The 26,659-nt window shown below is 68.2% G+C and carries 26 protein-coding genes; 16 read left to right on the top strand and 10 right to left on the bottom strand.

Translation table 11 applies throughout. The annotated features are described in order from the left end of the window. Positions 1–5 precede the first annotated feature (5 nt). Positions 6–2,186, top strand: a complete 2,181-nt coding sequence (gene glgB / locus AC07XP_RS08600; protein ID WP_495264370.1) for a 1,4-alpha-glucan branching protein GlgB — start codon at positions 6–8, stop codon at positions 2,184–2,186. A 681-nt stretch (positions 2,187–2,867) separates the two neighbouring features. Here glgB and AC07XP_RS08595 read toward each other — a convergent pair. Together AC07XP_RS08595 and AC07XP_RS08590 are read right to left on the bottom strand one after the other, a co-directional pair. Further along, entirely contained in the window at positions 2,868–3,617 is a 750-nt protein-coding gene (locus AC07XP_RS08595; RefSeq protein ID WP_495264369.1) for a sulfite exporter TauE/SafE family protein, read from the bottom strand. Between the two features lie 47 nt (positions 3,618–3,664). Then, entirely contained in the window at positions 3,665–4,915 is a 1,251-nt protein-coding gene (locus AC07XP_RS08590) for an MFS transporter (protein ID WP_495264368.1), read from the bottom strand. 89 nt (positions 4,916–5,004) lie between these two features. Between AC07XP_RS08590 and AC07XP_RS08585 the strand changes: the two genes are divergently transcribed. From AC07XP_RS08585 to AC07XP_RS08555, 7 genes are all read left to right on the top strand, one after another. Beyond that, positions 5,005–5,898: an AraC family transcriptional regulator gene (locus AC07XP_RS08585; RefSeq protein ID WP_235926665.1), complete on the top strand. Its 894-nt coding sequence runs from the start codon at positions 5,005–5,007 to the stop codon at positions 5,896–5,898. Between the two features lie 65 nt (positions 5,899–5,963). Beyond that, positions 5,964–6,650: a phosphatase PAP2 family protein gene (locus tag AC07XP_RS08580; RefSeq protein WP_062473052.1), complete on the top strand. Its 687-nt coding sequence runs from the start codon at positions 5,964–5,966 to the stop codon at positions 6,648–6,650. 165 nt (positions 6,651–6,815) lie between these two features. Continuing rightward, positions 6,816–7,058 carry an acyl carrier protein gene (locus AC07XP_RS08575; protein ID WP_056583207.1) on the top strand — a complete coding sequence of 81 codons (243 nt, stop codon included), beginning with the start codon at positions 6,816–6,818 and terminating at the stop codon, positions 7,056–7,058. Continuing rightward, entirely contained in the window at positions 7,055–8,272 is a 1,218-nt protein-coding gene (locus AC07XP_RS08570; RefSeq protein ID WP_495264367.1) for a beta-ketoacyl-[acyl-carrier-protein] synthase family protein, read from the top strand. Before AC07XP_RS08575 ends, AC07XP_RS08570 begins: the two co-directional genes overlap by 4 nt. Positions 8,273–8,394: 122 nt before the next feature. Beyond that, a complete protein-coding gene (locus AC07XP_RS08565; RefSeq protein WP_159277523.1) occupies positions 8,395–8,847 on the top strand; it encodes a DUF2501 domain-containing protein in 453 nt (150 codons plus the stop codon). A 61-nt stretch (positions 8,848–8,908) separates the two neighbouring features. Next, complete coding sequence (locus AC07XP_RS08560; protein WP_307694186.1) at positions 8,909–10,639, top strand: SulP family inorganic anion transporter; 1,731 nt, start codon at positions 8,909–8,911, stop codon at positions 10,637–10,639. Positions 10,640–10,670: 31 nt separating this feature from the next. After that, the gene (locus AC07XP_RS08555) at positions 10,671–11,555 is read left to right on the top strand and encodes a LysR family transcriptional regulator (protein ID WP_062472947.1); all 885 of its coding nucleotides are present in this window, start codon (positions 10,671–10,673) and stop codon (positions 11,553–11,555) included. A gap of 2 nt (positions 11,556–11,557) precedes the next feature. Here the strand turns inward: AC07XP_RS08555 and AC07XP_RS08550 are convergent, their stop codons facing one another. Further along, positions 11,558–11,971 carry a GFA family protein gene (locus AC07XP_RS08550; RefSeq protein WP_139706799.1) on the bottom strand — a complete coding sequence of 138 codons (414 nt, stop codon included), beginning with the start codon at positions 11,969–11,971 and terminating at the stop codon, positions 11,558–11,560. 133 nt (positions 11,972–12,104) lie between these two features. Here AC07XP_RS08550 and AC07XP_RS08545 point away from each other — a divergent pair, with 133 nt between their 5' ends. Further along, the gene (locus AC07XP_RS08545) at positions 12,105–12,611 is read left to right on the top strand and encodes a GNAT family N-acetyltransferase (RefSeq protein WP_495264366.1); all 507 of its coding nucleotides are present in this window, start codon (positions 12,105–12,107) and stop codon (positions 12,609–12,611) included. On the opposite strand, the gene AC07XP_RS08540 is transcribed toward AC07XP_RS08545, so the two are convergent. Then, complete coding sequence (locus tag AC07XP_RS08540; RefSeq protein WP_495264365.1) at positions 12,595–13,140, bottom strand: DUF3299 domain-containing protein; 546 nt, start codon at positions 13,138–13,140, stop codon at positions 12,595–12,597. The genes AC07XP_RS08545 and AC07XP_RS08540 overlap by 17 nt on opposite strands. A 136-nt stretch (positions 13,141–13,276) precedes the next feature. Here AC07XP_RS08540 and AC07XP_RS08535 point away from each other — a divergent pair, with 136 nt between their 5' ends. Next, positions 13,277–13,804 carry a DUF2306 domain-containing protein gene (locus AC07XP_RS08535; protein ID WP_495264364.1) on the top strand — a complete coding sequence of 176 codons (528 nt, stop codon included), beginning with the start codon at positions 13,277–13,279 and terminating at the stop codon, positions 13,802–13,804. On the opposite strand, the gene arfB is transcribed toward AC07XP_RS08535, so the two are convergent. The 4 genes from arfB to AC07XP_RS08515 are packed head-to-tail and all read right to left on the bottom strand — an operon-like array spanning position 13,773 to position 16,869. Beyond that, the gene (arfB, locus tag AC07XP_RS08530; protein ID WP_095744721.1) at positions 13,773–14,180 is read right to left on the bottom strand and encodes an alternative ribosome rescue aminoacyl-tRNA hydrolase ArfB; all 408 of its coding nucleotides are present in this window, start codon (positions 14,178–14,180) and stop codon (positions 13,773–13,775) included. The genes AC07XP_RS08535 and arfB overlap by 32 nt on opposite strands. 16 nt (positions 14,181–14,196) lie before the next feature. Continuing rightward, a complete protein-coding gene (locus AC07XP_RS08525; protein ID WP_495264363.1) occupies positions 14,197–15,381 on the bottom strand; it encodes an acetyl-CoA C-acyltransferase family protein in 1,185 nt (394 codons plus the stop codon). Between the two features lie 43 nt (positions 15,382–15,424). Further along, positions 15,425–16,216 carry an enoyl-CoA hydratase/isomerase family protein gene (locus AC07XP_RS08520; RefSeq protein ID WP_495264362.1) on the bottom strand — a complete coding sequence of 264 codons (792 nt, stop codon included), beginning with the start codon at positions 16,214–16,216 and terminating at the stop codon, positions 15,425–15,427. Further along, complete coding sequence (locus tag AC07XP_RS08515) at positions 16,213–16,869, bottom strand: TetR/AcrR family transcriptional regulator (protein ID WP_495264361.1); 657 nt, start codon at positions 16,867–16,869, stop codon at positions 16,213–16,215. The genes AC07XP_RS08520 and AC07XP_RS08515 overlap by 4 nt, the downstream gene beginning before the upstream one ends. 168 nt (positions 16,870–17,037) lie before the next feature. Here AC07XP_RS08515 and AC07XP_RS08510 point away from each other — a divergent pair, with 168 nt between their 5' ends. Genes AC07XP_RS08510 through AC07XP_RS08485 form a run of 6 tightly spaced genes read left to right on the top strand, consistent with a single transcriptional unit; the run spans position 17,038 to position 23,660 of the window. Continuing rightward, positions 17,038–17,877 carry an ABC transporter ATP-binding protein gene (locus AC07XP_RS08510; RefSeq protein ID WP_354347120.1) on the top strand — a complete coding sequence of 280 codons (840 nt, stop codon included), beginning with the start codon at positions 17,038–17,040 and terminating at the stop codon, positions 17,875–17,877. Next, a complete protein-coding gene (locus AC07XP_RS08505; RefSeq protein WP_062472963.1) occupies positions 17,877–18,755 on the top strand; it encodes a branched-chain amino acid ABC transporter permease in 879 nt (292 codons plus the stop codon). The genes AC07XP_RS08510 and AC07XP_RS08505 overlap by 1 nt, the downstream gene beginning before the upstream one ends. A gap of 2 nt (positions 18,756–18,757) precedes the next feature. Beyond that, positions 18,758–19,795 carry a branched-chain amino acid ABC transporter permease gene (locus AC07XP_RS08500; protein WP_070059585.1) on the top strand — a complete coding sequence of 346 codons (1,038 nt, stop codon included), beginning with the start codon at positions 18,758–18,760 and terminating at the stop codon, positions 19,793–19,795. A 15-nt stretch (positions 19,796–19,810) separates the two neighbouring features. Beyond that, the gene (locus AC07XP_RS08495; RefSeq protein ID WP_495264360.1) at positions 19,811–20,998 is read left to right on the top strand and encodes an ABC transporter substrate-binding protein; all 1,188 of its coding nucleotides are present in this window, start codon (positions 19,811–19,813) and stop codon (positions 20,996–20,998) included. Between the two features lie 8 nt (positions 20,999–21,006). Next, a complete protein-coding gene (locus AC07XP_RS08490) occupies positions 21,007–21,840 on the top strand; it encodes an ABC transporter ATP-binding protein (protein ID WP_095744716.1) in 834 nt (277 codons plus the stop codon). Continuing rightward, a complete protein-coding gene (locus AC07XP_RS08485; protein WP_495264359.1) occupies positions 21,837–23,660 on the top strand; it encodes an AMP-dependent synthetase/ligase in 1,824 nt (607 codons plus the stop codon). The genes AC07XP_RS08490 and AC07XP_RS08485 overlap by 4 nt, the downstream gene beginning before the upstream one ends. A 16-nt stretch (positions 23,661–23,676) precedes the next feature. Here the strand turns inward: AC07XP_RS08485 and AC07XP_RS08480 are convergent, their stop codons facing one another. Together AC07XP_RS08480 and clpB are read right to left on the bottom strand one after the other, a co-directional pair. Continuing rightward, entirely contained in the window at positions 23,677–24,006 is a 330-nt protein-coding gene (locus AC07XP_RS08480) for a hypothetical protein (protein WP_223301262.1), read from the bottom strand. A 9-nt stretch (positions 24,007–24,015) separates the two neighbouring features. Continuing rightward, complete coding sequence (clpB, locus tag AC07XP_RS08475; RefSeq protein WP_495264358.1) at positions 24,016–26,637, bottom strand: ATP-dependent chaperone ClpB; 2,622 nt, start codon at positions 26,635–26,637, stop codon at positions 24,016–24,018. Positions 26,638–26,659 lie beyond the last annotated feature (22 nt).

The following is a 26,659-nucleotide window of genomic DNA, read 5'->3' as shown; positions in this document are numbered from 1 at the left end:
ACCCCATGCCCCCTTCTCCCTTCCTCCAAGCTGCCGACATCCAGGCACTGATGCGCGCCGAGCACGGCGATCCGTTCGCCGTGCTCGGCCCCCACGAGACCGCCGACGGCCTCGAGGTGCGCGCGCTGATGCCCGGCGCGCGGCAGGTGGCCGTGGTGCATTCGCGCACCGGCTGGCCGCTGTCGATCCTCGCGCGGCACGAGGGCTCCGACCTGTTCAGCGGCCTCGTGCCCGCGGCCGAGGCGCGCATGGGCTACTCGTTCCAGGTCGACTGGGAGACCGAGCACGCCTCGCGGCTCGAAGACCCGTACCGCTTTCCGTTCGTGCTCGGCGAGACCGACGTGTGGCTGCTGGCCGAGGGCACGCACCTGCGGCCGTGGGAGCGGCTGGGCGCGCACCTGCGCGAGATCGACGGCGTGAAGGGTGTGGCCTTTGCCGTGTGGGCGCCGAATGCGCGGCGCGTGTCGGTGGTCGGTGACTTCAACAACTGGGACGGCCGGCGCCACATGATGCGGCTGCGCCGCGAGTGCGGCGTGTGGGAGATCTTCGCGCCGCACGTGGCGACCGGCGACAGCTACGAGTTCGAGATCCTGTCGTCGCGCGGCGAGGTGCTGCGCAAGGCCGACCCCTTCGCCTTCTCGTCGCAGCTGCGCCCCGGCACCGCCTGCGTCGTGGCGCCGCTGCCCGCGCCCGTGCCGATGCCCGCCGGTCGCGCCGAGGCCAACGCGCACCAGGCACCGATCAGCATCTATGAAGTGCACCTGGGCTCGTGGCGCCGCAAGCACCACGGCCAGGAATGGCTGGACTACCGCGAGCTGGCCGACACGCTCGTGCCCTATGTGCGCGACATGGGTTTCACGCACATCGAGCTGCTGCCCATCACCGAGCACCCCTTCGACGGCTCGTGGGGCTACCAGCCCATCGGCCTGTATGCGCCGACCTCGCGCTTCGGCACGCCCGGCGACTTCCGCCATTTCGTCGAAGCCGCACACGCCGCGGGGCTGGGCGTGATCCTCGACTGGGTGCCCGCGCACTTTCCGACCGACGCGCACGGTTTGGGCAACTTCGATGGCACCGCGCTGTACGAGTACGCCGATCCGCGCGAGGGCTTCCACAACGACTGGCAGACGCTGATCTTCAACTACGCCCGCACGGAGGTGCGCAACTACCTCGTGGGCAATGCGCTGTACTGGCTGGAGCGCTACGGCGTGGACGGCCTGCGCGTGGATGCGGTGGCCTCGATGCTGTACCGCGACTACAGCCGCAAGGCCGGCGAGTGGGTGCCGAATGCACAGGGCGGGCGTGAGAACCTGGAGGCCATCGATTTCCTTCGCCGCATGAACCGCGTGGTGGGCGTGGAGCGTCCGGGGGCTGTGACCATTGCGGAAGAGTCGACGAGCTTTCCGGGCGTGACGCGACCGCCGGAAGACGGCGGGCTGGGGTTTCACTACAAATGGAACATGGGGTGGATGAACGACACGCTGTCGTATGCCGGGACCGATCCGGTCTATCGCAAGCACCATCACCAGCAGATCACCTTCGGGCTGATGTACGCGCACAGCGAGAACTTCGTGTTGCCGCTGTCGCATGACGAAGTGGTGCACGGCAAGGGGTCGATGATCGGGCGCATGCCCGGGGATGAATGGCAGAAGTTCGCGGGGTTGCGCAACCTGTATGGGTACCTCTGGGCTTATCCGGGGAAGAAGCTGCTGTTCATGGGGGGGGAGTTTGCGCAGTACGCGGAGTGGAATGCGGATCGCGGGCTGGACTGGCACTTGCTCGAGCATGCGGGGCATCAAGGGGTGCGGCGGTTGGTGCGCGATCTGAACAATGTGTATCGGCACTTTCCTGCTTTGCATGAGCTGGACCACGAGGGTTCGGGGTTCGAGTGGTTGGTGCATGACGATGTGGCGCAGTCGGTGTTTGCGTTTGTTCGTCGGGCTCGGGATGGGACGTTTGTGGTGGTGGCTTGCAACTTCACGCCGTTGCCTCGGCATGCGTATCGGCTTGGCGTTCCTGTCGCGGGGGCTTATCGCGAAATCATCAACACCGATGGTTCGGTGTATGGCGGCAGCGGCGTGGGAAACGGGATTGTCGAGAGCGCTCCCACCGCCTGGCATGGGAAAGCGGATTCGATTTCGGTCAGCGTGCCGCCGCTCGCTACCGTGATGTGGGTGTTGGCTTGATAGGCCTGGAATCGTCTTTTTTCCCGAGGCCGGGTCTCGCCCCGGCAGGCGACCTACTTTTCTTTGCTTCGCCAAAGAAACGTAGGCAAAAGAAAGGCGACCCTGCTGTCTGCGTCCCTACGCTTCGCTTCGGGCAACCTGCGGTGCTCGCGTTTCGCGGGGTCTCGCCCAAACTCGCTTCGCTCAAACAAGGGCGAGCCCTGATCCGCGAAACGCTGCGCTCCTCGGCGCATACAGAAGGGGGTTGGATACCAGCGGGCCATCGCTTCGCTCGGCCAGTGGGCCGCAGCAGGCGCTGCGCGTCTGCTGCGGCTGGGATTGGTAGTGGTGCGTGCGCAGCGCGTGTGGTCGCAAGCGCAGGCGCGTGCACGGGCACGAGCGCAGGCTTCGGCTGTTGGAAATTCCCGGGCCGAGCGAAGCGACGGCCCTCCCGGTATCAAAGCCCCTCTGGCTGCGCCGAGGAGCGCAGCGTTTCGCGGATCAGGGCTCGCAGCTGTTTGAGCGAAGCGAGTTCTGCGAGACCCCGCGAAACGCGAGCACCGCAGGTTGCCCGCAGCGAAGCGGAGGGTCGCAGACAGTGGGGTCGCCTTTTCTTTGCTTACTTTCTTTTGGCGAAGCAAAAGAAAGTGAGTCGCCCGCCGGGGCGAGTCCCGGCCTCGGGAAGTAAACCAGCCCCAAGGCTCAGCGCGCCAACAGTGCAGGCAAAGCCGAGGCCAACATAGCAACCCCAGACAAAGTCAACAAACTCAACACGATCTTGCGAAACGCCACTTCACTGATCCCGATGTAAAGCCGCGCCCCCAACAACACCGGCACTGCAACAGCCGCCGCGACCAATGCCAAAAGAGGCACCACAGAACGCCCAATGCTCCCGCTAGCCACATGCACCGCAAAGGCCACAGCCAACATCGAGAGATTGAAGTTCTGGATCACAGCACGTTGCGTGTCGCGCTGGAAACCGCGCAGCGTGCACCACAACGTAGGCACGACACCCGAGAAGCCCCCGATGCCCGCCATCACACCGCCGATGGCACCCGCCACGCCGTCCGCTGCGCGACCGCCAAAAGTGATCTTCGGCAAGTGCTGCGACATCAGCATCGCCGGGCACCACAGCACCAACAGCGTGCCCAGGCACACCTTGAACAGCACGATGTCCAGGTGCGGCAGCAGCCAGACACCGAAGGGCACGCCGACCAGGCCGCCAAGCACGAAGGGCCAGAGGATGCGCTTGTCGAAAGACCGCCGCACCGTGAGCGCTGCGATCACCTGCCCCGTGAGCGCGCCGAACAGCGCGAGCACGGCGGCCAGTTGCGGCTCCAACGTCCAGGCCCACACAGACATCGCGACCATGCCGAAAGCAAAGCCCGACAGGCCCTGCACGAACCCCGCCAGCACAGCGCCGACGATCACATAGACATACAAGGCTTGCATGCGGCCGATGATAGGGGCCGCATGCAGCTCTCACGCCCGGAGGAGATCTATGCCGACGCAGGCACCAGCGCCGTGCGCCGCACGCGCCGCACATTGAAGGCGCTGGCGATCAGCACGCCCTGCACCAGCGCCAGCCCGACGATCACGCTCGTGTACTGGCCGTGGTCCATCAGCCGGCCGAACACCAGCGGCGCCACGGCCTGCCCGATGTCCAGGCCCGCGTACACCACGCCGTAGACGCGCCCCGTCGCATTGGGCGGCGTCGACTTCTTCACCAGCAGGTCGCGCGACGGCCCGGCAATGCCCGAGACGAAACCCATCGCGCCGAACAGCACCGGCACCATCACCGGCGGAAACTGCGCAAAGGCCAGCACCAATGCCAGCGCCGCCGCCACGCCGAAGCCCGCGCCCACGATGCGCTCGCAGCGCGAGGGGTCGGAGGCCAGGAAGCCGCCCACCACCATGCCGACCGCGCTCGCCACCATGTAGACCGTGAGGCACACCGCCACCAGCGCCACGGGCACCGCGTGCAGATGGCCCGCGGCCACCGGTGCGAAGGTCTGCACCACGCTGATCACGGCGGCGTAGAAAAAGAAGAAGCCGAAGCACATCCACACGGCCGGGATGCGCAGGAAGTCGAACTCGCCGCCCACCGGCGCGGGCTCGCCGTGCCCCGTGGCCTTGTGCACGGCCGCAGCATCGAGCGCCAGCACGCTGCGGTAAATCCACAGGATCAGCAACACCACGATGGCCACCACGCCGGCCGAGGCCAGCGCCACGCGCCACGAGAACGCAATGGCGATCGGCACCACGAAGGCCGGCGCCAACGCCCAGCCCAGGCTGCCGGTGATGCCGTGCACGCTGTAGGCATGGCCCAGGCGCGTGGGCGCGACCTTGCGGTTGAACAGCGTGTAGTCGACCGGGTGGAACACGCCGTTGCCGATGCCGCCGACCACGGCGCAGGCCAGCAGCATCCAGTAGCTCTGCGCCATGGCATAGCCGAAGGCCGCGAGCCCCAGCGCGCCCAGCCCGACGAACAGCACCGGGCGCGGGCCCAGCTTGTCGACGATGAAGCCCGAAGCCGCCTGCACGATGCACGAGACCACGAAGAACACCGTGAGCACCGCCCCGAGCTCAACATAGCTCACCTGGAACGCGTCCTTCAGCCACGGGAACAGCGGCGCCAGGATCAGCTGGCTGAAATGGCTCACCGCATGCGCCAGGCCGACCAGCCCGATCAGTTGGGCGTCGGTGCGCAAAGTGGTGGCGGGAACGGCTGTCGAGGAAGTGGATGACATGGATTGCTACAAAAAACCGGTGCGGGCACCGATGCTATGCGGCACCGACGCGGCAGAATGGCGATACAGCGACAACATTTGTCGAAACCATGCCAAGCGCCGTTCCCCCCCACGCTCCGCCCGCTCCCGAGCCAGCCACTCCCGCCAAGGCGCGCGGAACGCCCACCGCGCCGACCAACAGCGTGGGCCCGCTCACGCCGCACCTGTATGCCCCCGACGCGGTGCGCCCGCTGCGCGCCAAGGAACACTTTCTGAGCGCCGACACGCTGGTCGAACTGCACGAGCATCCGTGGCCGCAGCTCACGTTCTCGACGCGCGGCGTGATCCGTTTGAGTACACAGGACGGCAGCTACATCGTGCCGCCGTCGCGCGCGCTGTGGGTGCCGGCCAACATGCCGCACAGCATCACGCTGATCGAAGACGCCGAGCTGCGCACCGTCTACCTGCACGCCTGGATCGCGCCCACCTGGGAGAAGTGCGAGGTGCTCGAGATCAGCCCGCTGCTGCGCGCCCTGATGCTCGCGCTCGACACCACGCCCGACGGCCTGCCGCCGGCCGATCCGCACGCGCCGCAGCGCGAGCGCATGATCGCGCCACTGCTGGTCGACGAGGTCGAGCGCGCCACGCAGATCCGCATCGACGTGCCGCTGCCCTCCGACAAGCGCCTGCGCCAGCTGTGCGAGACGCTGCTGCGCAACCCGGCCGACCGCGCCACGCTGGCCGAACGCGCCGCCGCCATCGGCGCCAGCGAGCGCACGGTGGCGCGGCTGTTCCGCGACCAGCTCGGCATGAGCTGGCAGCAATGGCGCCAGCAGGCCGTGATGGCGCACGCGCTGCCGCTGCTGGCGCGCGGCATGGCCGTGAGCCAGGTGGCGTCGGCCAGCGGCTACGCCACCGACAGCGCGTTCTGCGCCATGTTCAAGGCGGCCACCGGGCGCTCGCCCACCTCGTTCCAGCACCGCAAGCGACCGGCCACCCTTTGATGCCGCAGGGCATGGACCGGGCACGCCACGGTGCTCTGGCAAGATCGGCGACCGACACCGACACCATGCACTCACCGATCCCCCTGCACATCGCGGCCGAGGCCAGGCCTGCAACGTGGACCGCCGACATCTGGCTGCGCATCCGCCGCCATTTCCTGCTGAAGGCGGTCGGCACCACGGCCTTCACCTGGCTGTTCTTCATCGGCTACTTCCACCTGCTGCGCAACCCGGCCTTTCCGGTCACGGTGATGCCGCTGACGGCGCTGGACCACCTGATCCCGTTCCAGCCCTACACGCTCGGCGCCTACCTGTCGCTGTGGGTGTACGTGGGCTTTGCGCCGGGACTGCAGCTCACGTTTCGCGAGCTGGTGGTCTACGGGCTGTGGATCGGCGCGCTGTGCCTGAGCGGCCTGGGCCTCTTCTACTTCTGGCCGACGCAGATCCCGCCGCTGGACATCGACGTCTCGGGCTACCCCGGCTTCGCGATGCTGCAGGGCGTGGACGCGGCGGGCAACGCCTGCCCGTCGATGCACGTGGCGGTCGCCATCTTCACCGCCGTGCGCCTGGCCGACGTGCTGCGCGCGGCGCGCACGCCGTGGCTGTTGCAGGCGATCAACTGGGCCTGGTTTGCCGCCATTGCCTATTCCACGCTGGCGGTCAAGCAGCATGTGGTGCTCGACGCGGTGGCCGGCGCGCTGCTCGGGCTGGCCTTTGCGCTGCCCTCGTTGCGCTGGCGCCCCGGCCCCCGTTGATCCGGGGCCGCCCCGAGGATTTCCCTAAGGTCGAAGCGGATATCATCAATCACCATTGATCATCAACACAGGCCGAACGAGGAAGGGATCGACCCCGTGGCCCGCCACCCGCAAGGGACAGGCAGCCCATCGATCAACGGCGGCACAAGACGACAGGCATCGCAGATGAGTTCGCTGAAGGAATTGCAGGACCTGATCCACGAGAAGTACGGCATCGAACCGTCCAAGCTCGACCCCCACGCCTCGATGCGTGAAACCGGCGGACTCGATTCGCTGGCCCTGGCCGAATTCCTGTTCGCCATCGAAGACCATTTCGGCATCACCATGCCCGATGAAGACGCGAGCATCGACACCCTGGCCGAGCTCGCGCAACTGGTCGACAAGGTCCGGGCCGCCAAGCCAGCGTGAGCACGCACGAAGTCGCCGTCACCGGACTGGGCGTCATGGCGCCGCATGGCGACACGCCCGACGCGCTGTTCGACGCGCTGTTGCAGGGCCGCTCGGCCATCGCCCCGGTCTTTCCCGAACTACCCAAACCCGCCGCCGCCGCCACGGTCGCCTTCGACGAAACGCGCTGGTTCACCAAGCTGCAGCTCGCGGGCGTCGACCGCGTGAGCCAGCTGGCCGTGGCCGCCGCCGACCTCGCCCTGCGCGACGCGGGCCTGACCCTGAGCGATGCCGGCATCGATGCCGAGCGCGTCGGTGTCTACGCCGGCTGCGGCATGGGCGGCGCCGCCGCGCTCGAAGCCGCCTACCGCGGCAACGGGCGCGTCTCGCCGCTCACCATTCCCGCCTTCATGCCCAACGCGCCGGCCGCCCACGTGGCGATGCGTAACGGCGTGCTGGGCCCGGTGCTCACGTACTCGGTCGCCTGCGCCTCGTCGTCGGTGGCCATCGCCGAGGCCGCCAAGGCGGTGCAGCGCGGCGAGGTCGACGTCGCCATCGCGGGCGGCAGCGAAGCGCTGATCGTCCCGGGCGTGGTGCTGGCCTGGCAGGCCATGCAGACGCTGGCCGGCTTCCAGCCCGGCGAAGCGGCCGGCGCGGTGCGCCCCTTTGCCACCGACCGCAGCGGCTTCGCACTGGGCGAAGGCTCGGCCTTCCTCATCCTCGAATCGGCCGAACGCGCCCGCGCGCGCGGCGCCCGCCGCTACGCCACGCTGGCCGGCTGGGGCCTGAGCAGCGACGCCACCCACCTCACCAAGCCCGACGCACCGGGCCAGGCCCGCGCCCTGCGCGCCGCGCTGCGCCAGGCCGGCCTGCAGCCGCGCGACGTGGGCTACTGCAACGCCCACGGCACGGCCACGCGCATCGGCGACGTGGTCGAGCGCAACGCGCTGGCCGAGGTCTGGGGCAGCGACTTCGACGCCCTGCGCGTCAGCTCGACCAAGGCGCTGCACGGCCACATGCTGGGCGCGGCCGGGGCCATCGAGGCGCTGATCACCGTGCTGGCGCTGCACCGGCGCGAGCTGCCACCCAACGCGAACTGCGCCGAGGTCGACCCCGACTGCCGGATGAACCTCGTCGCCCCCGGCGACAGCGCCGCACCCGCGCTCGAGGCCGCCATCAGCAACTCCTTCGCCTTCGGCGGCACGAACTCCGTGCTGCTGTTCCGCCGGGGCTGAACTGCGTGCACTTGCGGGCCGTGCGCACCCCGCGGCGCTGTGCCCCGCGCGATAGAGACATTCCGGGCTCTCCGGTATGCTGGTGGGCGCTTCTCCCCCCATGTCCGTCCAAGGAGGCCACCATGCACGTTCGCTCCACATTCGTCGCCCTTGCCCTGCTCGCCGCAGGCGCCTCGGTGCAGGCCAACAACCTGCTCGACCAGCTGAAAGAACAGGCCGGCGCGGCGGTCAACTCGCAGGGCAGCAACAGCAGCGGTGGCGGCTCGGCGCTCAGCAACCTCAGCCTCGGCGGCTTCAAGATGCCCGCCATCGGCTCCAGCACCATCGGCAGCGCGGCCGGCGTGCTCGAGTACTGCGTCAAGAACAACTACCTCGGCGGCGATGCCGCCTCCGTCAAGGACAAGCTGCTCGCCAAGATCACCGGCCAGAAGAAACAGGAAAACGACTTCGCGAGCGGCGCCAAGGGCCTGCTCAAGGGCGGCGACGGCAAGTCGCTCAACCTCAAGGGGCTGTCGTCGAAGGTCAAGGAAAAGGCCTGCGACTACGTCCTGAAGAACGCGACCTCACTGATCTAGGCTCTTTCTCTCTCTCCCGCTCTCCGCGCGCGGCGTGCCCGCCGTGCGCGCGCCCCGCTTCATGAATCCGGCTTCCCCCTCCTCTTCCCCCGCACCGTCCCTTCGCCAGCGCCTCGCGCGCTGGGTTCCCTGCCTCGGCTGGCCCCGACCTTCCGCCGCGCTGCTGCGCAACGAGGCCATGGCCGGCATCACCGTCGCGCTGATGGTGCTGCCGCAGGGCGTGGCCTATGCGGCGCTGGCCGGCATGCCGCTGGTCACGGGCGTGTACGCGGCGCTGTTCCCGGCGCTCATCGCCGTGATGTTCAGCTCGTCGCAACGGCTGTCGGTGGGGCCGACCGCGCTCACCAGCCTGCTGGTGGGCGCGTCGCTCGCACCGCTGGCGGTGGCGGGCAGCGAAGAGTGGGTGGCGATGGCGGTGTGGCTCACGCTGATGTCGGGCGCGATCCAGATCGTGCTCGGCGCGGGGCGCTTCGGCTGGCTGCTGCGGCTGGTCAATTCGCCGGTGCTGATCGGCTTCACGCAGGGCGCGGCGGTGCTGATCGCGATCTCGCAGCTGCCCGCGCTGCTGGGCTTCACCGGGCGCACCATTCCGCAGGTGCTGCAGGGCGGGCCGCTGCCCGACCTCACGGCGATCGCCTTCGGCCTGGGCAGCATCGCCGTGCTGTGGCTGGGCAAGCGCTGGGTGCCGCGCTTCCCGACCACGATGGCGCTGGTGGCCGGCGCGGCCGCCATCAGCTGGAGCATCAACTACGCGCTGCGCGGCGGCGCCGTCGTGGGCGCCCTGCCCTCGGGCCTGCCTTCGTTCTACTGGCCCGGCCTGCTGCCGGCGCACACCTTCAGCGCGCTGGTGCTGCCCGCGCTGATGATCACGCTGGTGAGCTTTCTCGAAACCGCGTCGAGCGCCAAGGTCGACAACGGCCGCGCCGGCACGCTGTGGAACGAAAACCAGGACCTGATCGGCCAGGGCCTGGCCAAGCTGGCCTCGGGCTTCACGGGGTCGTTCCCCACCAGCTCGTCGTTCTCGCGCTCGGCCATCACGCTCTACGCGGGCGCGCAGACCGGCTGGGCGACGCTGTTCAGCGTGGCGGTGGTGGCCGGCGCGCTGCTGTGGCTCATGCCGCTGCTGTACCACGTGCCGCAGGCGGTGCTGGCGGCGGTGGTGGTCACCGCCATCCTCGGGCTGGTGAAGCCGTCGAGCTTCACGGCGCTGTGGCGCATCTCGAAGCTGGAGGCCGGCATCGCCTTCGGCACCTTCGTGCTCACCATCGCCACCGCGCCGAGCATCTACTGGGGCGTGCTGGGCGGCCTGCTCGCCAGCCTGGCGCACTACATGTACCGCCACCTGCACCCGCGCATCATCGAAGTGGGCCTGCACCCCGACGGCAGCCTGCGCGACCGCCACCTCTGGAAGCTGCCGCCGCTCGCGCCGCAGCTGTATGCGGTGCGCATGGACGCCGAACTCGACTTCGCCTCCGCCTCCACCCTGGAGCGCGCGCTCACGGTCGCGCTGGCCGAGCGCCCCGACCTGACCGACGTGTGCCTGTTCGCGCAGCCGATCAACCGCATCGACATCACCGGTGCCGAAGTGTTCGGCTCGATCCGCCGGATGATGGAATCCAAGGGCGTGCGCCTGCACCTGAGCGGCATGAAGCTGCCGGCCATGCAGGTGCTCGAGCGCGCCGGCCTGCTCGCACCGGGGCCAATGCTCTTCAGCTACCGCACCGACGCCGAGGCGCTGGCCGCGCTGATGCCGCGCATCGACATGCCCGAAGAAGCCGAAGCCGCGGCCTGACCGCGCGCGCCTCTTCCCCCACACGGGCGCAATGAAAACCACCATCGAAGAACTGGTCGCCTTCCGCGCTGTGGTGGACACCGGCTCGATCACCGCCGCGGCCGACCAGCTGGGCCAGACCGTGTCGGGCATCAGCCGCGCATTGAGCCGGCTCGAGCAGAAGCTCGGCACCACGCTGATGCGCCGCACCACGCGGCGGCTCGAACTCACCGAGGAAGGCGCCGCCTTCCTGCAGCGCACGCGCGCCATCCTCGATGCGATCGACGATGCCGAAGAGCACATGGCCGCGCGCCGCCAGCAGCCCGCCGGGCGCCTGCGCGTGAACGCGGCCTCGCCCTTCATGCTGCACGCCATCGTGCCGCTGGTGCCGGAGTTCCGCCGGCTCTATCCGCAGATCAGCCTCGAACTCGACACCGACGACCTGCCCATCGACCTGCTGGAGCGGCGCACCGACGTGGCGATCCGCATCGGCCCGCTGCGCGACTCCACGCTGCATGCGCGCCCGCTCGGCACGCACCGGCTGCGCGTGCTCGCGAGCCCCGCCTACCTCGAGGCCCACGGCAAGCCGCGCAAGGTCGACGAGCTGGCCGGCCACGCGCTGCTGGGCTTCACCCAACCCGAGTCGCTCAACCGCTGGCCGCTGCGCGGCGTGCACGGCGACGAATGGACCATCGCGCCCACCGTGGTCGCGTCCAGCGGCGAGACGCTGCGCCAGCTCGCGCTGGCCGGCGTGGGCATCGTCTGCCTGTCGGACTTCATGACCGCCACCGACCGCGCCAGCGGCGCGCTGGTGCAGGTGCTGCCCAAGGACACGGTCGACGTGCGCCAGCCCGTCAACGCCGTGTACTACCGCAACACGCAGCTGTCGGCGCGCATCACCTCGTTCCTCGATTTCCTGTCGCAGCGGATGGGCTGAGCTCAGCCCGGCGGCATCCGCTCGAACTTCGGCAGCGCCGGGTCGAGAAAGTCCCAGGCGTGCCCGCGCACCGCGTACGTGACCGCCTGCGGCCGGTAGCGCCCCGGGTCGTCCAGGCTGGCGGCATGCACGGTGAAGACGCCGGGCATCGCCGCGAAGGTCATGTACACGGGCGAGCCGCAGGTCGGGCAGAACGCGCGTGTCTTCATGTTGCCGCTGTCGCCCTTGAGGCTCCACAGCGTGGCCGCGCCGGTCTGCTTCACCTCGGCGCCCGCGAAGCTGAGGTACGAGCCGTGGCCCGTGCCGCTCTTGCGCTGGCAGTCGAGGCACTGGCAGTCGTTCTGGAACACGGGTTCCCCTGAAATCTCGTAGCGGATGGCGCCGCATGCGCAACCGCCGGTGTAGGCCGGGTTCATGGTTCTTGTCCTTTCGAAGTGGTGAAGGGCAATCTAGCCGCGCGAGGACTGGAGCGGGGAGTAACAAGATCGTCGTGAATCCGGAGCGGGCCAGAATCCGGCAGTCACGAAGACGCATCCCCAAGGAAATGCCATGCACGTCGATCTGGTTTCCGAAGCCCAACACGATTCGCTCATCGAGCTGCTGGCCGAGCTGCACGCCTTCTACAACGAAGGCGCGCGCGTGCCGCGCGAGCTGGTGCGCGAGCACCTGCTGGGCAATCTCCTGGCGCCCGGCTCGCCGCACCAGCTGGTGGTGGCGTCGACAGACGCACGCACCGTGGTCGGGCTGGCCGCGATCACCTGGGTCTTCTCGCTGGTCGACTTCGCGCCGGAACAACGCAGGCACTGCCAGCTCAAGGAGCTCTATGTGAAGTCGGGCCACCGCAGCGCCGGGGCGGGCCGCGCCCTCATGGCCTGGGTGGCCGCGCGCGCTGTCGCCCAGGGGTGCCACCGCATCGACTGGCCGGTGAAGGCGACGAATGCGCGGGGCATTGCGTTCTATGAAGGGCTCGGCGCCTTCCAGGTTGCGGAGCGACTGAGCTATCGGTTGCTGAAACCGGCCCTGGGCGAACTGGCGGCCTTCACGGCCCCTGCGTGACCGCCACCCGCTCCACCGCCGCCGACGCGATCTCGTAACCGCTCACGCCCATGTCCGCCGATGCGTAGCGCGCCGCCTTCAGCGTGCCGCTCACGCGCACCGTGTCCATGGCGTGCAGCCCCTTCACGGGCGCGGGCGCGATCACGTGGACGATCTGGTTGGCGGGCGGCGGCGGGGTATGGATGCAGGCGCCGAAGTACGGCACCAGCAAGAACTCGCGGATGCCGTCTTGCGTGGCATCGAGCGGCACGACGAAGCCCGACAGCTTCGCAGGCTTGCCGTCGAGCGCGACGTTGACCGGCGCGTTGTCCCAGACGGCACGCATCTCGTCGAGCATCTGGATCGCGCGCGGGTCGTTGTCGCGCAGCGCTTCGAGGCTGATGTTGCGGTAGCGCTGGGTCGGGTCCCACTCCTTGGGCACCAGCGCGTCCCAGGCCATCTCCTGCGCGGCCGGGCTGCAGGCGGACAGCAGGCTGCCCGCGACCGCCATCAGCAGCACCATTCCCGTGCGACGAACAAAAACACTCATGGCCCCGATTGTGCTTGCCGAAGGTGACACAGCGCTCGGGGCGGGCCGGAAGACCTGCCCTGAAACGAATGGGCACACATGGCAAAAAGGCGGGCGCCGCGCCAGAATGCCGCACCACGACCACGAGGAGATCCGCATGGCACCCACAGGATGGCTTGGATTGACGTCACTCGGCACGGTTCACACGGCGATCAGCCTGATCGCCGTGTTCGCAGGCATCTGGGCCCTCCTGCGCTACAAGGAAATCACCCTGCGCACCGGCCTGGGCCAGGTCTTCGTCTGGACCACGGTGCTGACCTGCCTCACGGGCTTCGGCATCTTCCAGCACGGCGGCTTCGGCAAGCCGCATGCGCTGGGCATCATCACTTTGGTGGCGCTGGCCGTCGGCGCGCTGGCGGGGTACGGGCGGCTCGGGCCGAAGTCGCGCTACATCGAGGCCGTCGCCTATTCGGCGAGCTTTCTCTTCCATTGGATTCCGGCCTTCACCGAGACGCTGACGCGCCTGCCGCTGGGCGCGCCGCTGCTGCCGAACGCCGACGCGCCCGAACTGAAGGCGATCACCGCGGTGCTCGGTGCGCTCTACGTGGTCGGCGTGACGCTGCAGATCAAGCGGCTGCGCGGCGACAAGCCGGTCAGTCCTGCACCCGCCCGCGCAGGCTCTTGATCTGCGAGCGCTGGCTCTTGCCTTCGAGCCGGCGCTGCTTCGAACCGTAGGTGGGCTTGGTGGCGCGCCGCACGCGCGGCGGCGTGGCCACGCTGTCGATCACCGCCTGCAGCCGCGCGAGCGCGTCGGCACGGTTCATCTCCTGCGTGCGGTGCTGCTGCGCCTTGAGCACGAACACGCCTTCCTGCGTGATGCGGCTGTCGCGCAGGGCGAGCAGCCGCTCCTTCACATCGGCCGGCAGCGAGCTGGCATGGATGTCGTAGCGCAGGTGCACCGCGCTCGACACCTTGTTGACGTTCTGCCCGCCCGCCCCCTGCGCGCGGATGGCGCTGAAGTCGACCTCGTCGGGGTCGATCAGGAGTGGGGGGCGGAGCATGCCCGCGAGTGTGCCCTCAAACGCGTTCAAAGACGGCGGCAATGCCTTGCCCGCCGCCGATGCACATCGTGACGAGTGCATAGCGGCCGCCCGTGCGGTGCAGCTCGGCGATCGCCTTCGTCGTGATGATCGCGCCGGTCGCCCCCACCGGATGGCCGAGCGAAATGCCCGAGCCGTTGGGGTTCACCTTGGCGGGGTCGAAACCCAGTTCCTTGATGACCGCGCAGGCCTGCGCGGCGAAGGCTTCGTTCGATTCGATCACGTCGAAGTCGCTGACCTTCAGGCCCGTGCGCTCCAGCACCTTGCGCGTGGCCGGCACCGGGCCGATGCCCATGTACGCCGGCTCGACACCCGCGTGCGCATAGCCCACGAGGCGCGCCAGCGGCTTCAGGCCCAGCGCCTTCACGCGCCCGCCCTCGGCCAGCACCACGGCGGCGGCGCCGTCGTTGATGCCCGAGGCGTTGCCGGCGGTGACGATGCCGTCCTTCTTGAACGCGGGCTTCATCTTCGACAGCGTGTCGACGGTGGTGTCGGCGCGCACGTGCTCGTCGGTGTCGAACAGCACGACGCCCTTGCGCGTCTTCACCTCGACCGGAACGATCTGTTCCTTGAAGCGGCCCGCGGCAATGGCGGCGGCGGCGCGCTGCTGGCTGGTCACGGCCAGTTCGTCCATCTGCTCGCGCGTGATGCCGTAGCGCGCAGCCACGTTCTCGGCCGTGATGCCCATGTGGATCTTCTCCCACGGGTCGTGCAGGATGCCCAGCATGTAGTCGACCAGCACCGCGTCGCCCATGCGTGCGCCGTAGCGGGCCGAGGTGTCGAAATACGGGCCGCGGCTCATCGATTCGGAGCCGCCGCCGATGGCGATGTCGCAGTCGCCCAGCGCAATGGCCTGCGCCGCCGACACGATGGCCTGCAGGCCCGAGCCGCACAGGCGGTTCACGTTGAAGGCCGGCGTCTCGATCGGGCAGCCCGCGTCGATGGCGGCCACGCGGCTCAGGTACGCGTCCTTCACGTCGGTGGGAATCACGTTGCCCATGACCACATGGCCGATGGCGTCAGCAGCCACGCCGCTGCGCTCGATGGCGGCCTTGACGGCGGTGGTGGCCAGTTGCGTGTTGGGCACGTCCTTGAGCGCGCCGCCGAAGGTGCCGATGGCGGTGCGGGCGGTGCCGACCACGAAGATGTCGCGTGAAGTCATGGGATGGATCTCCTGGATTGAAAAAACGAAAACAAGGAATTCTTCAGCGGCCCGTGAAGGCCGCGGGCTTCTTGCCGAAAAAGGCATCGAGGCCGATGCGGAAATCGGCGGTGGCCGCGCACGACTGGAACGCGGCCGACTCGGCGTCGAGCTGGCTCGCCAGGTCGCGGTCGAGCGAGCCGCGCATCAGCCGGCGCAGGTGGCCCAGCGCCACGGTCGGGCCCTTGGCCAGCCGCTGCGCGAGGGCCATGGCTTCGGATTCGAGCTCGGCCGCGGGCACCACGCGGTTGATGAGGCCCATGCGTTCGGCGGCGGCGGTGTCGTAGGTGTCGCCGAGCATCGCGATCTCCAGCGCGCGGCGCATGCCGACGAGGCGCGGCAGCGCCCACGAGGCGCCGACGTCGCAGCTGGTGCCGACGTTCACGTAGGCCAGGTTGAAGCGCGTGCCCTCGGCCGCGAGCACGAAGTCGGCCTGCAGCATCAGGCTCAGGCCCGCGCCGGCCGCCACGCCGTGCACCTGCGCGACCAGCGGCGCGTCCATGGCGTCGAGCACGGTCAGCGCTTCATGCAGCGGGCCGATGAGGTCGGCCGCGCCCTGCTTCGGGTCGGCGCTCAGCACGCCGAGGTCGCCGCCGGCCATGAAGCCCTTGCCCGCGCCGCTCAGCAGCACGGCGCGCACGCTCTTGTCAGCAGCCAGGGTGCGGGCAGCGGCGAGGAAGGCGGTGGCCATCGGCACGTCGATGGCGTTGAGCGCGGCCGGCCGGTTGAAGCGCAGCGTGGCCACCGCGCCTTCGCGGCCCACCAGCAGAGGGGAAGAAGAGGTCTCTTGGGTCATGGATTCACTTTCGTCGGGGCGCGCTGCAGCACGCCGTTGAGCAGCAGCTCGATGCCCTGGTCGGCGATCTGGTCGGGCGTGAGGTCGCCGTCGGGGCGGTACCAGCGGCCGATCCAGCTCAGCGCGCCGGCCAGCATGAAGGCCGCCATCTTCGGGTCGCAGGGCGCCAGCGCGCCCTCGGCCACGCCCTCTTCGATGAGGCGGCGGAAATGCCCGTCGATGCCGGCCTTGAGGCGGCGCAGTTCCTTCTTGAGCGGATCGGGCAGCGGGTCTTCGCCGATGCGGATCACGCACATGCCGAAGTCCTGCGTGACCACGCCCGAGTAGATGCGCATGCAGGCCTTCAGCTGGTCGATGGCGCTGCCGCCCGCGGCGCGCACCTCGCCGATGCCGGTCTGCATGAGGTCCAGCGCCATCTTCACGCACTCGAGCAGGATCTGGTCCTTGTTCTCGATGTAGTAGTACAGCGTGGGCTTGCTCACGTTGAGCCGCTCGGCAATGTCGTCGAGCGAGGTCGCGTGGAAGCCGCGCTCGTTGAAGAGCTGGGCGGCCGTGCGCAACACGGCCATGCGCTTGACCTCGCGCTGCTGCGCACGGCGGTCGGCAGGCGCCCACGGAGAGGCTGAAGCAGGAACGGCGGTGGAACGGGGCATGGGGTTTGTGCGGGCGGGGAAAGTCCCGATGCCGCGAACTGCGGCGAACACGGACATTACCGGCCAGTAGGAATTTTACGGGCCAGTAGCATTTCGCTGCTGGACACAAACCCTGACCTTGCGGCGCGCCCCTTAGCCATGCCTGACGAGACTCGACGGGATACCTCCATGTCCGCACCTTCCGCCACGGCCCCGGTGCTGCAGGCCGAGGCGTTGACGCTGGCATTCGGCGGCGTGAAGGCGCTCACCAATGTGGGCTTCAGCGTCGCGCCCGGCTCCATCACCGCGGTGATCGGGCCCAACGGCGCGGGCAAGACCTCGCTGTTCAACACCATCTCGGGTTTCTACAAGCCCTCGCAGGGCCGCGTGCTGTTCGAGGGCGCCGACATCACCCGCCTGCCAGCTCCCAAGCGCGCCGCGCTCGGCCTGGCCCGCAGCTTCCAGAACATCGCGCTGTTCCGCGGCATGACCGTGCTCGACAACATCAAGCTCGGCCGCCACGCGCACCTGAAGACCAACGTGTTCGACGCCCTCTTCTACCTGGGCCGCGCGCGCCGCGAAGAAGCCGAGCTGCGCCGCGACGTGGAAGAACGCATCATCGATTTCCTCGAGATCGACCACATCCGCCACGCCTCGGTGGCCGCCCTGCCCTACGGCCTGCAGAAGCGCGTGGAAATGGCGCGCGCGCTGGCCATGCAGCCCAAGGTGCTGATGCTCGACGAGCCCGTGGCCGGCATGAACCGCGAAGAGACCGAAGACATGGCGCGCTTCATCCTCGACGTGCGGCGCGAATGGGGCATCACGGTGCTGATGGTGGAGCACGACATGGGCATGGTGATGGACCTGTCGGACCACGTGGTGGTGCTCAACTTCGGCCAGGTCATCGCGCAAGGCACGCCCGCGCAGGTGCAGGCCGACCCGGAAGTGATCCGCGCCTACCTCGGCGCGGGCGATGTCGGCGAGCTGCGTCGCCGGCTGCGCGGCGAAGCTGCCGTGGGAGCCGCCTGATGGATTGGGCCTACCTCTTCGAGATCGCGCTCACCGGCATCGCCGGCGGCGGCCTGTATGCGCTCGCGGCGCTGGCCTTCGTGCTGGTCTACAAGGCCACGCGCGTGGTCAACATTGCCATCGGCGAGATGCTGATGGTCGGCGCCTACCTGTTCTTCACCTTCGCCGCGAGCTTCTCGCTGCCGATCTGGATGGCGGTGCTGGGCTCGGTGATCGGCACCGGCCTGCTGGGCGCGGTGATCGAGCGCACCATGATCCGCCCGCTGCTGGGCGAGCCGCCGATCTCGGTGTTCATGGTGACGGTCGGGCTGGCGTCGATCCTCGTCGGGCTGGTCGAGATCATCTGGACCGCCGACCAGCGCCGCCTGCCCGAGTTCCTGCCCAACACGCCCGTGATGATCGGCGAGGCCTTCCTGGCGCCGAAGATCGCCTACGGCGCGCTGATCGCCGTGGTACTGATCGGGCTGGTGCTGCTGCTGTTTCGCTTCTGGCGCGGCGGCGTGGCGCTGCGGGCCACGGCCTCCGACCAGGCCGCCGCGTATTCGATGGGCATCCACGTGCCGCGCGTGTTCTCGCTGGCCTGGGTGGCCTCGGCCATGATCGCGGCGGTGGCCGGCATCATCGTCGGCGCCATCGGCGGCATCTCGTCGTCGATGGGCGTGTTCGGGCTGTCGGTGCTGGTGGTGGTGATCGTCGGCGGGCTCGACAGCGTGCTCGGTGCACTCGTCGGCGGCGTGCTCATCGGTCTCATCGAAGCGCTGGCCGGCTCCTACCTCGGCGGCGAATACAAGCTGCTCGCCACCTTCATCGTGCTGGTGTTCGTGCTGATGGTGCGGCCGTACGGGCTCTTCGGCACCCACGAGATCGAGAGGCTCTAGCCATGCGCATCGGCACCCTCAAGCAAAGCTACATCGCCGACGCGGCGCTGTTCGATTCGCGCACGCAGAAGGTGTGGCTCGCGATCGGCGCGGCGCTGCTCGTGCTGTTCCCCTTCATGGCCAGCGACTACTGGCTGTACCTCGCGTGCCTCGTCGCCATCAACGTGGCGAGCGCCACGGGGCTGAACATCCTCACCGGCTACACGGGCCTGGTGAGCCTGGGGCAGGCCGCGTTCATGGGCCTGGGCGCGTACACCGTCGCGATCATGCAGACGCGGCTGGGCACGCCCTTCCTGCTGAACATCCTCGCGGGCGGCGTGGTCGCCATGCTCGGCGGGCTCGTCGTCGGCATCCCGTCGCTGCGCGTGAAGGGCCTGTACCTGGCCATCGCGACCATCGCCGCCTCGTTCATCACCCACTTCCTGTTCGCCAACCTCAAGCTCACGGGCGGCACCACGGGCATTTCGCTGCCGCCCGCGCAGCTCTTCGGCCTGCCGCTGGACACCTCGTTTCGCCTGTACTGGGTGATTGTTCCGGTGATGGTGCTGATGGTGCTCGGCGCGGCCAACCTGTTTCGCACGCGCGTGGGCCGCGCCTTCATCGCCATCCGCGACCGCGACATCTCGGCCGAGGTGCTGGGCATTCCGCTGCTGCGCTACAAGCTGCTGTCCTTCGGGCTGTCGTCGTTCTACGCGGGCGTGGCGGGTGGCCTGTGGGCCTACTTCTTCCGCGTGGTCACGCCCGAGAGCTTTCCGCTCTTGATGTCGATCTTCTTCCTGGCCGCCATCATCGTCGGCGGCATGGGCACCATCCTGGGCGGCATCTTCGGCGCCGTGTTCATGACCATGGTGCCCGAGCTGCTCAAGCTGGTGGTCGACCTGCTGCCGGGCGGCGTCGAGATGACCGTGTTCCTCTCGCCGGTGCGCACCGTCGTCTTCGGCCTGCTGATCGTCGGATTTCTGGTGTTCGAGCCGCACGGGCTCGCAGAAGTGTGGCGGCGCCTGCGCCGCTTTTTCCATCTATGGCCGTTTCGTAACTAGAACCAGGAGACACACATGCCCAAGACAACGAAGAAGCTTTTCCCCCAGCGCCGCGCCCTGCTGATCGCCGCAGGCCTGGCCGCCGCCGTGCCCTTCGCGGCGAACGCGCAAGGCAACGAGGACATCGTCATCGGCGGCTCGATCCCCATGACCGGCGTGTTCGCCTTCGCGGGCGTGGGCATCAACGCCGGCATTGCCGACTACGTGAAGATGGTCAACGACGCGGGCGGCATCAAGGGCCGCAAGCTGCGCTACGTGCCGGAAGACACGGGCTACAAGGTCGACGTGTCGGTGGCGGCCTTCAAGAAGATCACGAGCCAGAACAAGGTCAACCTCTACTACGGCGACTCCACCGGTTTCTCCAAGACCATCAACCCCGAGCTGGACCGCGGCGGCCAGATCCTGATGGCGGGCGCCTCGTTCGCCACCGAGCTGAACGACCCGGCCAAGTACCCGAACCAGTTCCTCGTGGGCCCCGACTACACCGAGCAGATCGGCATCCTGCTGCGCCACATCGCCAAGGAAAAGCCGGGCGCCAAGGTGGCCTTCGTGTACTCGGACTCCGAGTTCGGTCGCGACCCCATCGAGGCCAGCGAAGCTGCTGCCAAGAAGCTGGGCCTGAGCGTGCCGGTGAAGCTCATGACGCCCGCGGGCAGCGTCGACGTGTCGACCGAGGTCATCAAGCTGCGCCGCGCCGCGCCCGACTACACGATCTTCCACGGCTACATCCTGGCGCCCATTCCCGAGTTCGTTCAGCAGGGCAAGCAGATGGGCATGACCAGCAAGTGGATGGGCACCTTCTGGACCATGGACAGCTCCACCGTCATGAAGATGGGCGAAGGCGGCGACGGCTTCATGGGCGTCATGCCCTACCGCTACTACTACGACACCTCGGCCAAGGCACCGATGCTCGACAAGATCCGCGCGCTGCGCCCCGAGTACCAGAGCACGGCCTACACGCAGGGCTTCCTCACGGCGATGCTGTTCACCGAAGCCGCCAAGCGCACGCTCGACGCCGGCAAGCCGCTGGACGGCAAGAACCTGAAGGCCGCGCTCAACACCATCAAGGACTTCGACACCGGCGGGATCATCGGCACGCCGATCACCATCAAGGGCAATTCGATTCCCGTGGGCCGCGTCTACAAGGCCGACATGAAGGCGCAGAAGATGGTGCCGGCGTCGGACTGGATCGCACTGAACTGACCGACACGATGGACGCGCGCGCGGCACCGCCCGACCTCGTGCTCGAGGTCAACAACATCGAGGTGGTCTACAACAAGGTCGTGCAGGTGCTGCGCGGCCTGTCGCTGGCCGTGCCGCGCGGACAGATCGTGGCGCTGCTGGGCAGCAACGGCGCGGGCAAGTCGACCACGCTGAAGGCAGTGTCGGGCCTGCTCGCGCTGGAAGACGGCGAGGTCGAGGCCGGTCGCATCGTGTTCGACGGCGCACCGACCGAGCGGCTCGCGCCGCAGCAGCTGGTGCGGCGCGGCCTGAGCCATGTGATGGAAGGCCGGCGCGTGTTCGAAGACCTCACGGTCGAAGAGAACCTGGTCGCTGCGACCTACGCGCTGACGGGCCGCACGGGCGTCGCGCCCGCGTCGCGCAACTTCGACGACGTCTATGCCTACTTCCCTCGCCTGCACGAACGCCGCAAGGGCCTCGCGGGCTATCTCTCGGGCGGCGAGCAGCAGATGCTCGCCATCGGGCGTGCGCTGGTGGCGCAGCCTCAATTGATCCTGCTCGACGAGCCCTCGCTGGGCCTGTCGCCCAAGCTGGTCGAGGACATCTTCACGATCATCGCGCGCATCAATGCCGAGCGCGGCACCTCGATGCTGCTGGTGGAACAGAACGCCAGCGTGGCACTGGCCATAGCCCACACGGGCTACATCATGGAAAGCGGCAAGGTCGTGATCGACGGCAGCGCCGAACGGCTCGCGGCCGACCCCGACGTGCGCGAGTTCTATCTCGGCGTGGGTGGCAGCGGCGAATCGCGCAGCTTCCGCGAGCTGAAGCACTACAAGCGCCGCAAGCGCTGGCTGTCATGACGACGAACCTGCTCCCTTCGCTCACCCTGCCGCAGATGCTGCGCGAGCAGGCACGCCTGCAGCCGCAGCGCATCGCGATCCGGCAGAAGGACTTCGGCATCTGGCATCCGCTGGACTGGGCCGGCTACCTGCAGCGCGCCAGCCGCTTCGGCCTGGGCCTGCACGCGATGGGCCTCGCGCCCGGCGGGCACCTGGGCGTGATCTCGGAGAACCGCGTCGAGTGGCTGCTCGCGCAGATGGGCGCGGGGCTCATCGGCGCCGTGACCGTGGGCGTGTACCCCACCAGCCCGAGCAACGAGGTCGCCTACGTGGTCGGCCATGCGGACATCGAGGTGATCGTCTGCGAAGACCAGGAGCAGACCGACAAGGTGCTCGATGCCCTCGACCAGCTGCCGCGCCTGCGCAAGATCGTCGTGATCGAGACCAAGGGCCTCGCGAGCTACCCGCCCGAGGTGCGCGAGCGCATCGCGACCTTTGCGGAAGTCGAGCAGGCCGGCGCCGAGGTGCTGGCACGCGACGGCACCGCGCTCATCGACGCCGCGCTGCAGCGCCAGACGCTGGCCGACATCGGTTTGATGATCTACACCTCGGGCTCCACGGGCAAGCCCAAGGGCGCGATGATTTCGTACCGCAACATCCGCGGCGTCGTGCCCGGCATCGTCGAGCGGCTCGGGCTCGACGGCAGCACCACGCACCTGTCGTACCTCCCGCTGTGCCATGTGGCCGAGCAGATGCTCACGGCCTTCGTGCCGCTGTACCTGGGCTCGCAGGTCAACTTCGGCGAATCGATCCGCACCGTGCAGGAAGACCTGCGCGAGGTGGCGCCCACCATGTTCCTCGGCGTGCCGCGCATCTGGGAAAAGCTGCACGCGGGCATCAGCATCAAGATGCAGGAAACAGGCAGATTGCAGCGCGCACTGTTCCGCAAGGCCATCGAGGCCTGCGCGCCGCTGGCCGAGAAGCCGCGCAGCGCCTGGACGCTGGCCGAGCGCGGCCGCTTCGCCCTCGCCTACTGGACCGTGCTGCGCGCGCTGCAGAACTTCATCGGCCTGCGCCGCGCGCGCATCGCGCTCACGGGCGCGGCGCCGATTCCCGCGGACGTGGTGCGCTTCTTTCGCACGCTGGGCGTGCCGCTGGTCGAGGTGTACGGCCTCACCGAATCGACCGGCATGGTCTCGGGCCACCGCGCCGACGCCGTGACCATCGGCACCGTCGGCCCGCCGACGCTGGGCACCGAGCACCGCGTGGGCGAAGCCGGCGAGTTGCTGGTGCGCGGCGACATGGTGTTCGAGGGCTACTACAAGAACCCCGAGGCCACGGCCTCATCGATCCGCGATGGCTGGCTGCACACGGGCGACGTGGTGCGCGAGGAAGCCGGCGGCCAGCTGCGCATCGTCGACCGCCTGAAAGACATCATGATCACCGCCGGCGGCAAGAACCTCACGCCCTCGGAGATCGAGAACACCATGAAGGGCAGCCCCTTCATCAAGGAATGCATCGTGGTGGCGGACGGCCGCAAGTTCGTCGGCGCGCTGCTGCAGATCGACTACGAGACGGTCGGCAAATGGGCCGAAGCGCAGCGCCTGCCCTTTACGCATTTCCGCTCGCTGGTGGAAGAACCCAAGGTGCGCGCGCTGATCGAGGCCGAAGTGGCGCGCGGCAACGGGAAGCTGGCGCAGGTGTCGCAGATCAGACGTTTTCATCTGCTCACCAAAGAGTTGGACCATGACGACGGTGAAGTCACCGCGACCATGAAGGTGCGGCGCTCCAGCATCTACAAGTCTTACGCCAACGAGATCGAGGCGCTGTACAGCGCCTGATCGGGGGAAACGGGGCTCAGTCGCCGCGCACGGGCCGGGCCCGCACGTCGGTCACATCGTCGGCCGGGCCCAGCACGACCGGGCTGCGCACCGATTCGCCGCGCGCACGGGCGCTGACCACGTCGGCCGCCGTCGGCTCGGCCGGCTGCTGTGCCGCATGGCGAAATCGATCGAAACCCGAGCGCGGGTTGAAACGCATGACCCAGGGCGTCACGGGCTTGCCCGTGAGGCGCCCCCAGGCGTAGCGCACACCCCACACCGCCGCCAGCAGCAGGGCCGCCACGGCCAGGCTGGCCGCGAAGACCAGCCCCAGGAGCAGAAGAATGACGCGAAGAATGAAGTTCATCATCCGACTTTAGGCCGATGCAGCCGCCGTTGGTTCCCCGCCCTTTCGGAACGAGAACTGGCCCGGCGACTGGATCGGGTCGGTTTCGACCTCGATCGTGTCCTTCGGCCCGAAGCTGCCGTCCAGCAACAGCTTCGAGAGCGGGTTCTCGATGCGCTGCTGGATCGCACGCTTGAGCGGACGCGCACCGAACACCGGGTCGAAGCCGACCTTGGCAATTTCGGCCAGCGCCGCAGGCGACACCTGCAAGCCCAAGTCCATCTTCGCCAGGCGCGCCTGCAGCACCTTGAGCTGGATCGCGGCGATCGATTCGATGTTCTTCGCGTCGAGCGCGTGGAACACGACGGTCTCGTCGATGCGGTTCAGGAACTCGGGGCGGAAGTAGTTCTTCAGCTCGTCCCACACCGCTTCCTTGATCTCTTCGCTCGGCTGGCCCACCATCGACTGGATGATCGGCGAACCGATGTTGCTGGTCATCACGATCACGGTGTTCTTGAAGTCCACGGTGCGGCCTTGGCCGTCCGTGAGGCGACCATCGTCGAGCACCTGCAGCAGCACGTTGAACACATCGGGGTGGGCCTTCTCGACCTCGTCGAGCAGCACCACGCTGTAGGGCTTGCGGCGCACGGCTTCCGTGAGGTAGCCGCCCTCTTCGTAACCCACGTAGCCCGGCGGCGCGCCGATGAGGCGGGCGACCGAATGCTTCTCCATGAACTCGCTCATGTCGATGCGGATCAGGTGGTCTTCGCTGTCGAACAGGAAGCCCGCGAGCGCCTTGCACAGCTCGGTCTTGCCCACGCCCGTGGGGCCGAGGAACAGGAACGAACCCGTGGGGCGGTTCGGATCGCTCAGGCCCGAGCGCGAGCGGCGGATCGCGTTGGCGACCGCACCGATGGCCTCGTCCTGGCCGACCACGCGTTCGTGCAGCTTGTCTTCCATGACGAGCAGCTTGTCGCGCTCGCCTTGCATCAGCTTGGCGACCGGGATGCCGGTGGCGCGCGCCACGACCTCGGCGATTTCTTCCGAACCGACCTGCGTGCGCAGCAGCGTGGGCGCGCTGGACTTGCCCTTGCTCGCCTCGCTCTCCTCGGCTTCCTTCAGGCGCTTCTCGAGCGCCGGAAGTTGGCCGTACTGCAGCTCGGCAACCTTGTTGAAGTCGCCCTTGCGCTTCCACTCTTCGATCTGGAACTTGATCTTGTCGATGTCTTCGCGCACGTGCGCGCTGCCCTGGGCCTGGGCCTTCTCGGCCTGCCAGATCTCGTCGTAGTCGGCGATTTCCTTTTGCAGCTTGGTGATCTCGTCCTCGATGAGGCCGAAGCGCTTCTGCGAGGCTTCGTCCTTTTCGCGGCGCACGGCTTCGCGCTCGATCTGCAGCTGGATCAGGCGGCGGTCGAGGCGGTCCATGACCTCGGGCTTGGAGTCCATCTCAATCTTGATCTTGGCCGCGGCCTCGTCGATCAGGTCGATGGCCTTGTCGGGCAGGAAGCGGTCGGTGATGTAGCGGTCAGACAGCTCGGCCGCGGCCACGATGGCCGGGTCGGTGATCTGCACGCCGTGGTGCACTTCGTACTTCTCCTGCAAGCCGCGCAGGATGGCGATGGTGGCCTCGACGCTGGGCTCGCCCACGATGATCTTCTGGAAGCGGCGCTCCAGCGCAGCGTCTTTCTCGATGTACTTGCGGTACTCGTCGAGCGTGGTGGCGCCCACGCAGTGCAGCTCGCCGCGCGCGAGCGCGGGCTTGAGCATGTTGCCCGCGTCCATCGCGCCCTCGGCCTTGCCGGCGCCGACCATGGTGTGCAGCTCGTCGATGAAGACGATGGTCTGGCCTTCGTCCTTCGCGAGTTCGTTCAGAACAGTCTTCAGGCGCTCCTCGAACTCACCGCGGAACTTGGCGCCCGCGAGCAGCGCGGCCATGTCGAGCGACAGCACGCGCTTGCCCTTGAGCGACTCAGGCACTTCGCCGGCGACGATGCGCTGGGCCAGGCCTTCGACGATGGCGGTCTTGCCCACGCCGGGTTCGCCGATGAGCACGGGGTTGTTCTTGGTGCGGCGTTGCAGCACCTGGATGGCGCGGCGGATTTCCTCGTCGCGGCCGATGACCGGGTCGAGCTTGCCCAGGCGGGCGCGCTCGGTGAGGTCCAGGCAGTATTTCTTGAGGGCTTCGCGCTGGCCTTCGGCGTCGGCGCTGTTCACGCCCTGCCCGCCGCGCACGGCCTCGATGGCCGATTCGAGCGACTTGCGGCTCAGGCCGTTGTCCTTGGCGATCTTGCCGATGTCGGCCTTGCTGTCGGCCACGGCGAGCAGAAAGAGTTCGCCCGCAATGAACTGGTCATTGCGCTTGATGGCTTCCTTCTCGGTCGCCTGCAGCAGCTTGCCCAGCTCGGGGCCGACCTGCACGATGTCGTGGCCCTGCACCTGGGGCAGTTTCTTGATGGCGCCTTCGGCGGCCTGCAGCAGCCCGGGCACGTTGACGCCGGCACGCTCCAGCAGGGCGCGCGGGCCGTCGTCCTGGCGCAGCATCGCGACCAGCAGGTGCGCCGGTTCGATGTAGGCGTTGTCGCTGCCAAGGGCGAGCGACTGGGCGTCGCTCAGTGCTTCCTGAAATTTGGTGGTGAGTTTGTCTTGTCGCATGGTGGTATTCCTGCATCCAAAA

Source organism: Variovorax sp. GW531-E2 (genome assembly GCF_059423125.1).
This window is presented reverse-complemented; position numbering and strand designations above follow the sequence as displayed.

What these genes read in the sequence shown, in the direction of transcription:
- AC07XP_RS08580 (WP_062473052.1), top strand. Translation starts at nt 5,964, where the DNA reads ATGCACTCACCGATCCCCCTGCACATCGCGGCCGAGGCCAGGCCTGCA.
- arfB (WP_095744721.1), bottom strand. Translation starts at nt 14,180, where the DNA reads ATGCTCCGCCCCCCACTCCTGATCGACCCCGACGAGGTCGACTTCAGC.
- AC07XP_RS08550 (WP_139706799.1), bottom strand. Translation starts at nt 11,971, where the DNA reads ATGAACCCGGCCTACACCGGCGGTTGCGCATGCGGCGCCATCCGCTAC.
- AC07XP_RS08520 (WP_495264362.1), bottom strand. Translation starts at nt 16,216, where the DNA reads ATGACCCAAGAGACCTCTTCTTCCCCTCTGCTGGTGGGCCGCGAAGGC.
- AC07XP_RS08515 (WP_495264361.1), bottom strand. Translation starts at nt 16,869, where the DNA reads ATGCCCCGTTCCACCGCCGTTCCTGCTTCAGCCTCTCCGTGGGCGCCT.
- AC07XP_RS08555 (WP_062472947.1), top strand. Translation starts at nt 10,671, where the DNA reads ATGAAAACCACCATCGAAGAACTGGTCGCCTTCCGCGCTGTGGTGGAC.
- AC07XP_RS08595 (WP_495264369.1), bottom strand. Translation starts at nt 3,617, where the DNA reads ATGCAAGCCTTGTATGTCTATGTGATCGTCGGCGCTGTGCTGGCGGGG.
- clpB (WP_495264358.1), bottom strand. Translation starts at nt 26,637, where the DNA reads ATGCGACAAGACAAACTCACCACCAAATTTCAGGAAGCACTGAGCGAC.
- AC07XP_RS08485 (WP_495264359.1), top strand. Translation starts at nt 21,837, where the DNA reads ATGACGACGAACCTGCTCCCTTCGCTCACCCTGCCGCAGATGCTGCGC.
- AC07XP_RS08585 (WP_235926665.1), top strand. Translation starts at nt 5,005, where the DNA reads ATGCCAAGCGCCGTTCCCCCCCACGCTCCGCCCGCTCCCGAGCCAGCC.
- AC07XP_RS08565 (WP_159277523.1), top strand. Translation starts at nt 8,395, where the DNA reads ATGCACGTTCGCTCCACATTCGTCGCCCTTGCCCTGCTCGCCGCAGGC.
- AC07XP_RS08535 (WP_495264364.1), top strand. Translation starts at nt 13,277, where the DNA reads ATGGCACCCACAGGATGGCTTGGATTGACGTCACTCGGCACGGTTCAC.
- AC07XP_RS08540 (WP_495264365.1), bottom strand. Translation starts at nt 13,140, where the DNA reads ATGAGTGTTTTTGTTCGTCGCACGGGAATGGTGCTGCTGATGGCGGTC.
- AC07XP_RS08480 (WP_223301262.1), bottom strand. Translation starts at nt 24,006, where the DNA reads ATGAACTTCATTCTTCGCGTCATTCTTCTGCTCCTGGGGCTGGTCTTC.
- glgB (WP_495264370.1), top strand. Translation starts at nt 6, where the DNA reads ATGCCCCCTTCTCCCTTCCTCCAAGCTGCCGACATCCAGGCACTGATG.
- AC07XP_RS08505 (WP_062472963.1), top strand. Translation starts at nt 17,877, where the DNA reads ATGGATTGGGCCTACCTCTTCGAGATCGCGCTCACCGGCATCGCCGGC.
- AC07XP_RS08560 (WP_307694186.1), top strand. Translation starts at nt 8,909, where the DNA reads ATGAATCCGGCTTCCCCCTCCTCTTCCCCCGCACCGTCCCTTCGCCAG.
- AC07XP_RS08590 (WP_495264368.1), bottom strand. Translation starts at nt 4,915, where the DNA reads ATGTCATCCACTTCCTCGACAGCCGTTCCCGCCACCACTTTGCGCACC.
- AC07XP_RS08525 (WP_495264363.1), bottom strand. Translation starts at nt 15,381, where the DNA reads ATGACTTCACGCGACATCTTCGTGGTCGGCACCGCCCGCACCGCCATC.
- AC07XP_RS08500 (WP_070059585.1), top strand. Translation starts at nt 18,758, where the DNA reads ATGCGCATCGGCACCCTCAAGCAAAGCTACATCGCCGACGCGGCGCTG.
- AC07XP_RS08495 (WP_495264360.1), top strand. Translation starts at nt 19,811, where the DNA reads ATGCCCAAGACAACGAAGAAGCTTTTCCCCCAGCGCCGCGCCCTGCTG.
- AC07XP_RS08575 (WP_056583207.1), top strand. Translation starts at nt 6,816, where the DNA reads ATGAGTTCGCTGAAGGAATTGCAGGACCTGATCCACGAGAAGTACGGC.
- AC07XP_RS08510 (WP_354347120.1), top strand. Translation starts at nt 17,038, where the DNA reads ATGTCCGCACCTTCCGCCACGGCCCCGGTGCTGCAGGCCGAGGCGTTG.
- AC07XP_RS08490 (WP_095744716.1), top strand. Translation starts at nt 21,007, where the DNA reads ATGGACGCGCGCGCGGCACCGCCCGACCTCGTGCTCGAGGTCAACAAC.
- AC07XP_RS08545 (WP_495264366.1), top strand. Translation starts at nt 12,105, where the DNA reads ATGCACGTCGATCTGGTTTCCGAAGCCCAACACGATTCGCTCATCGAG.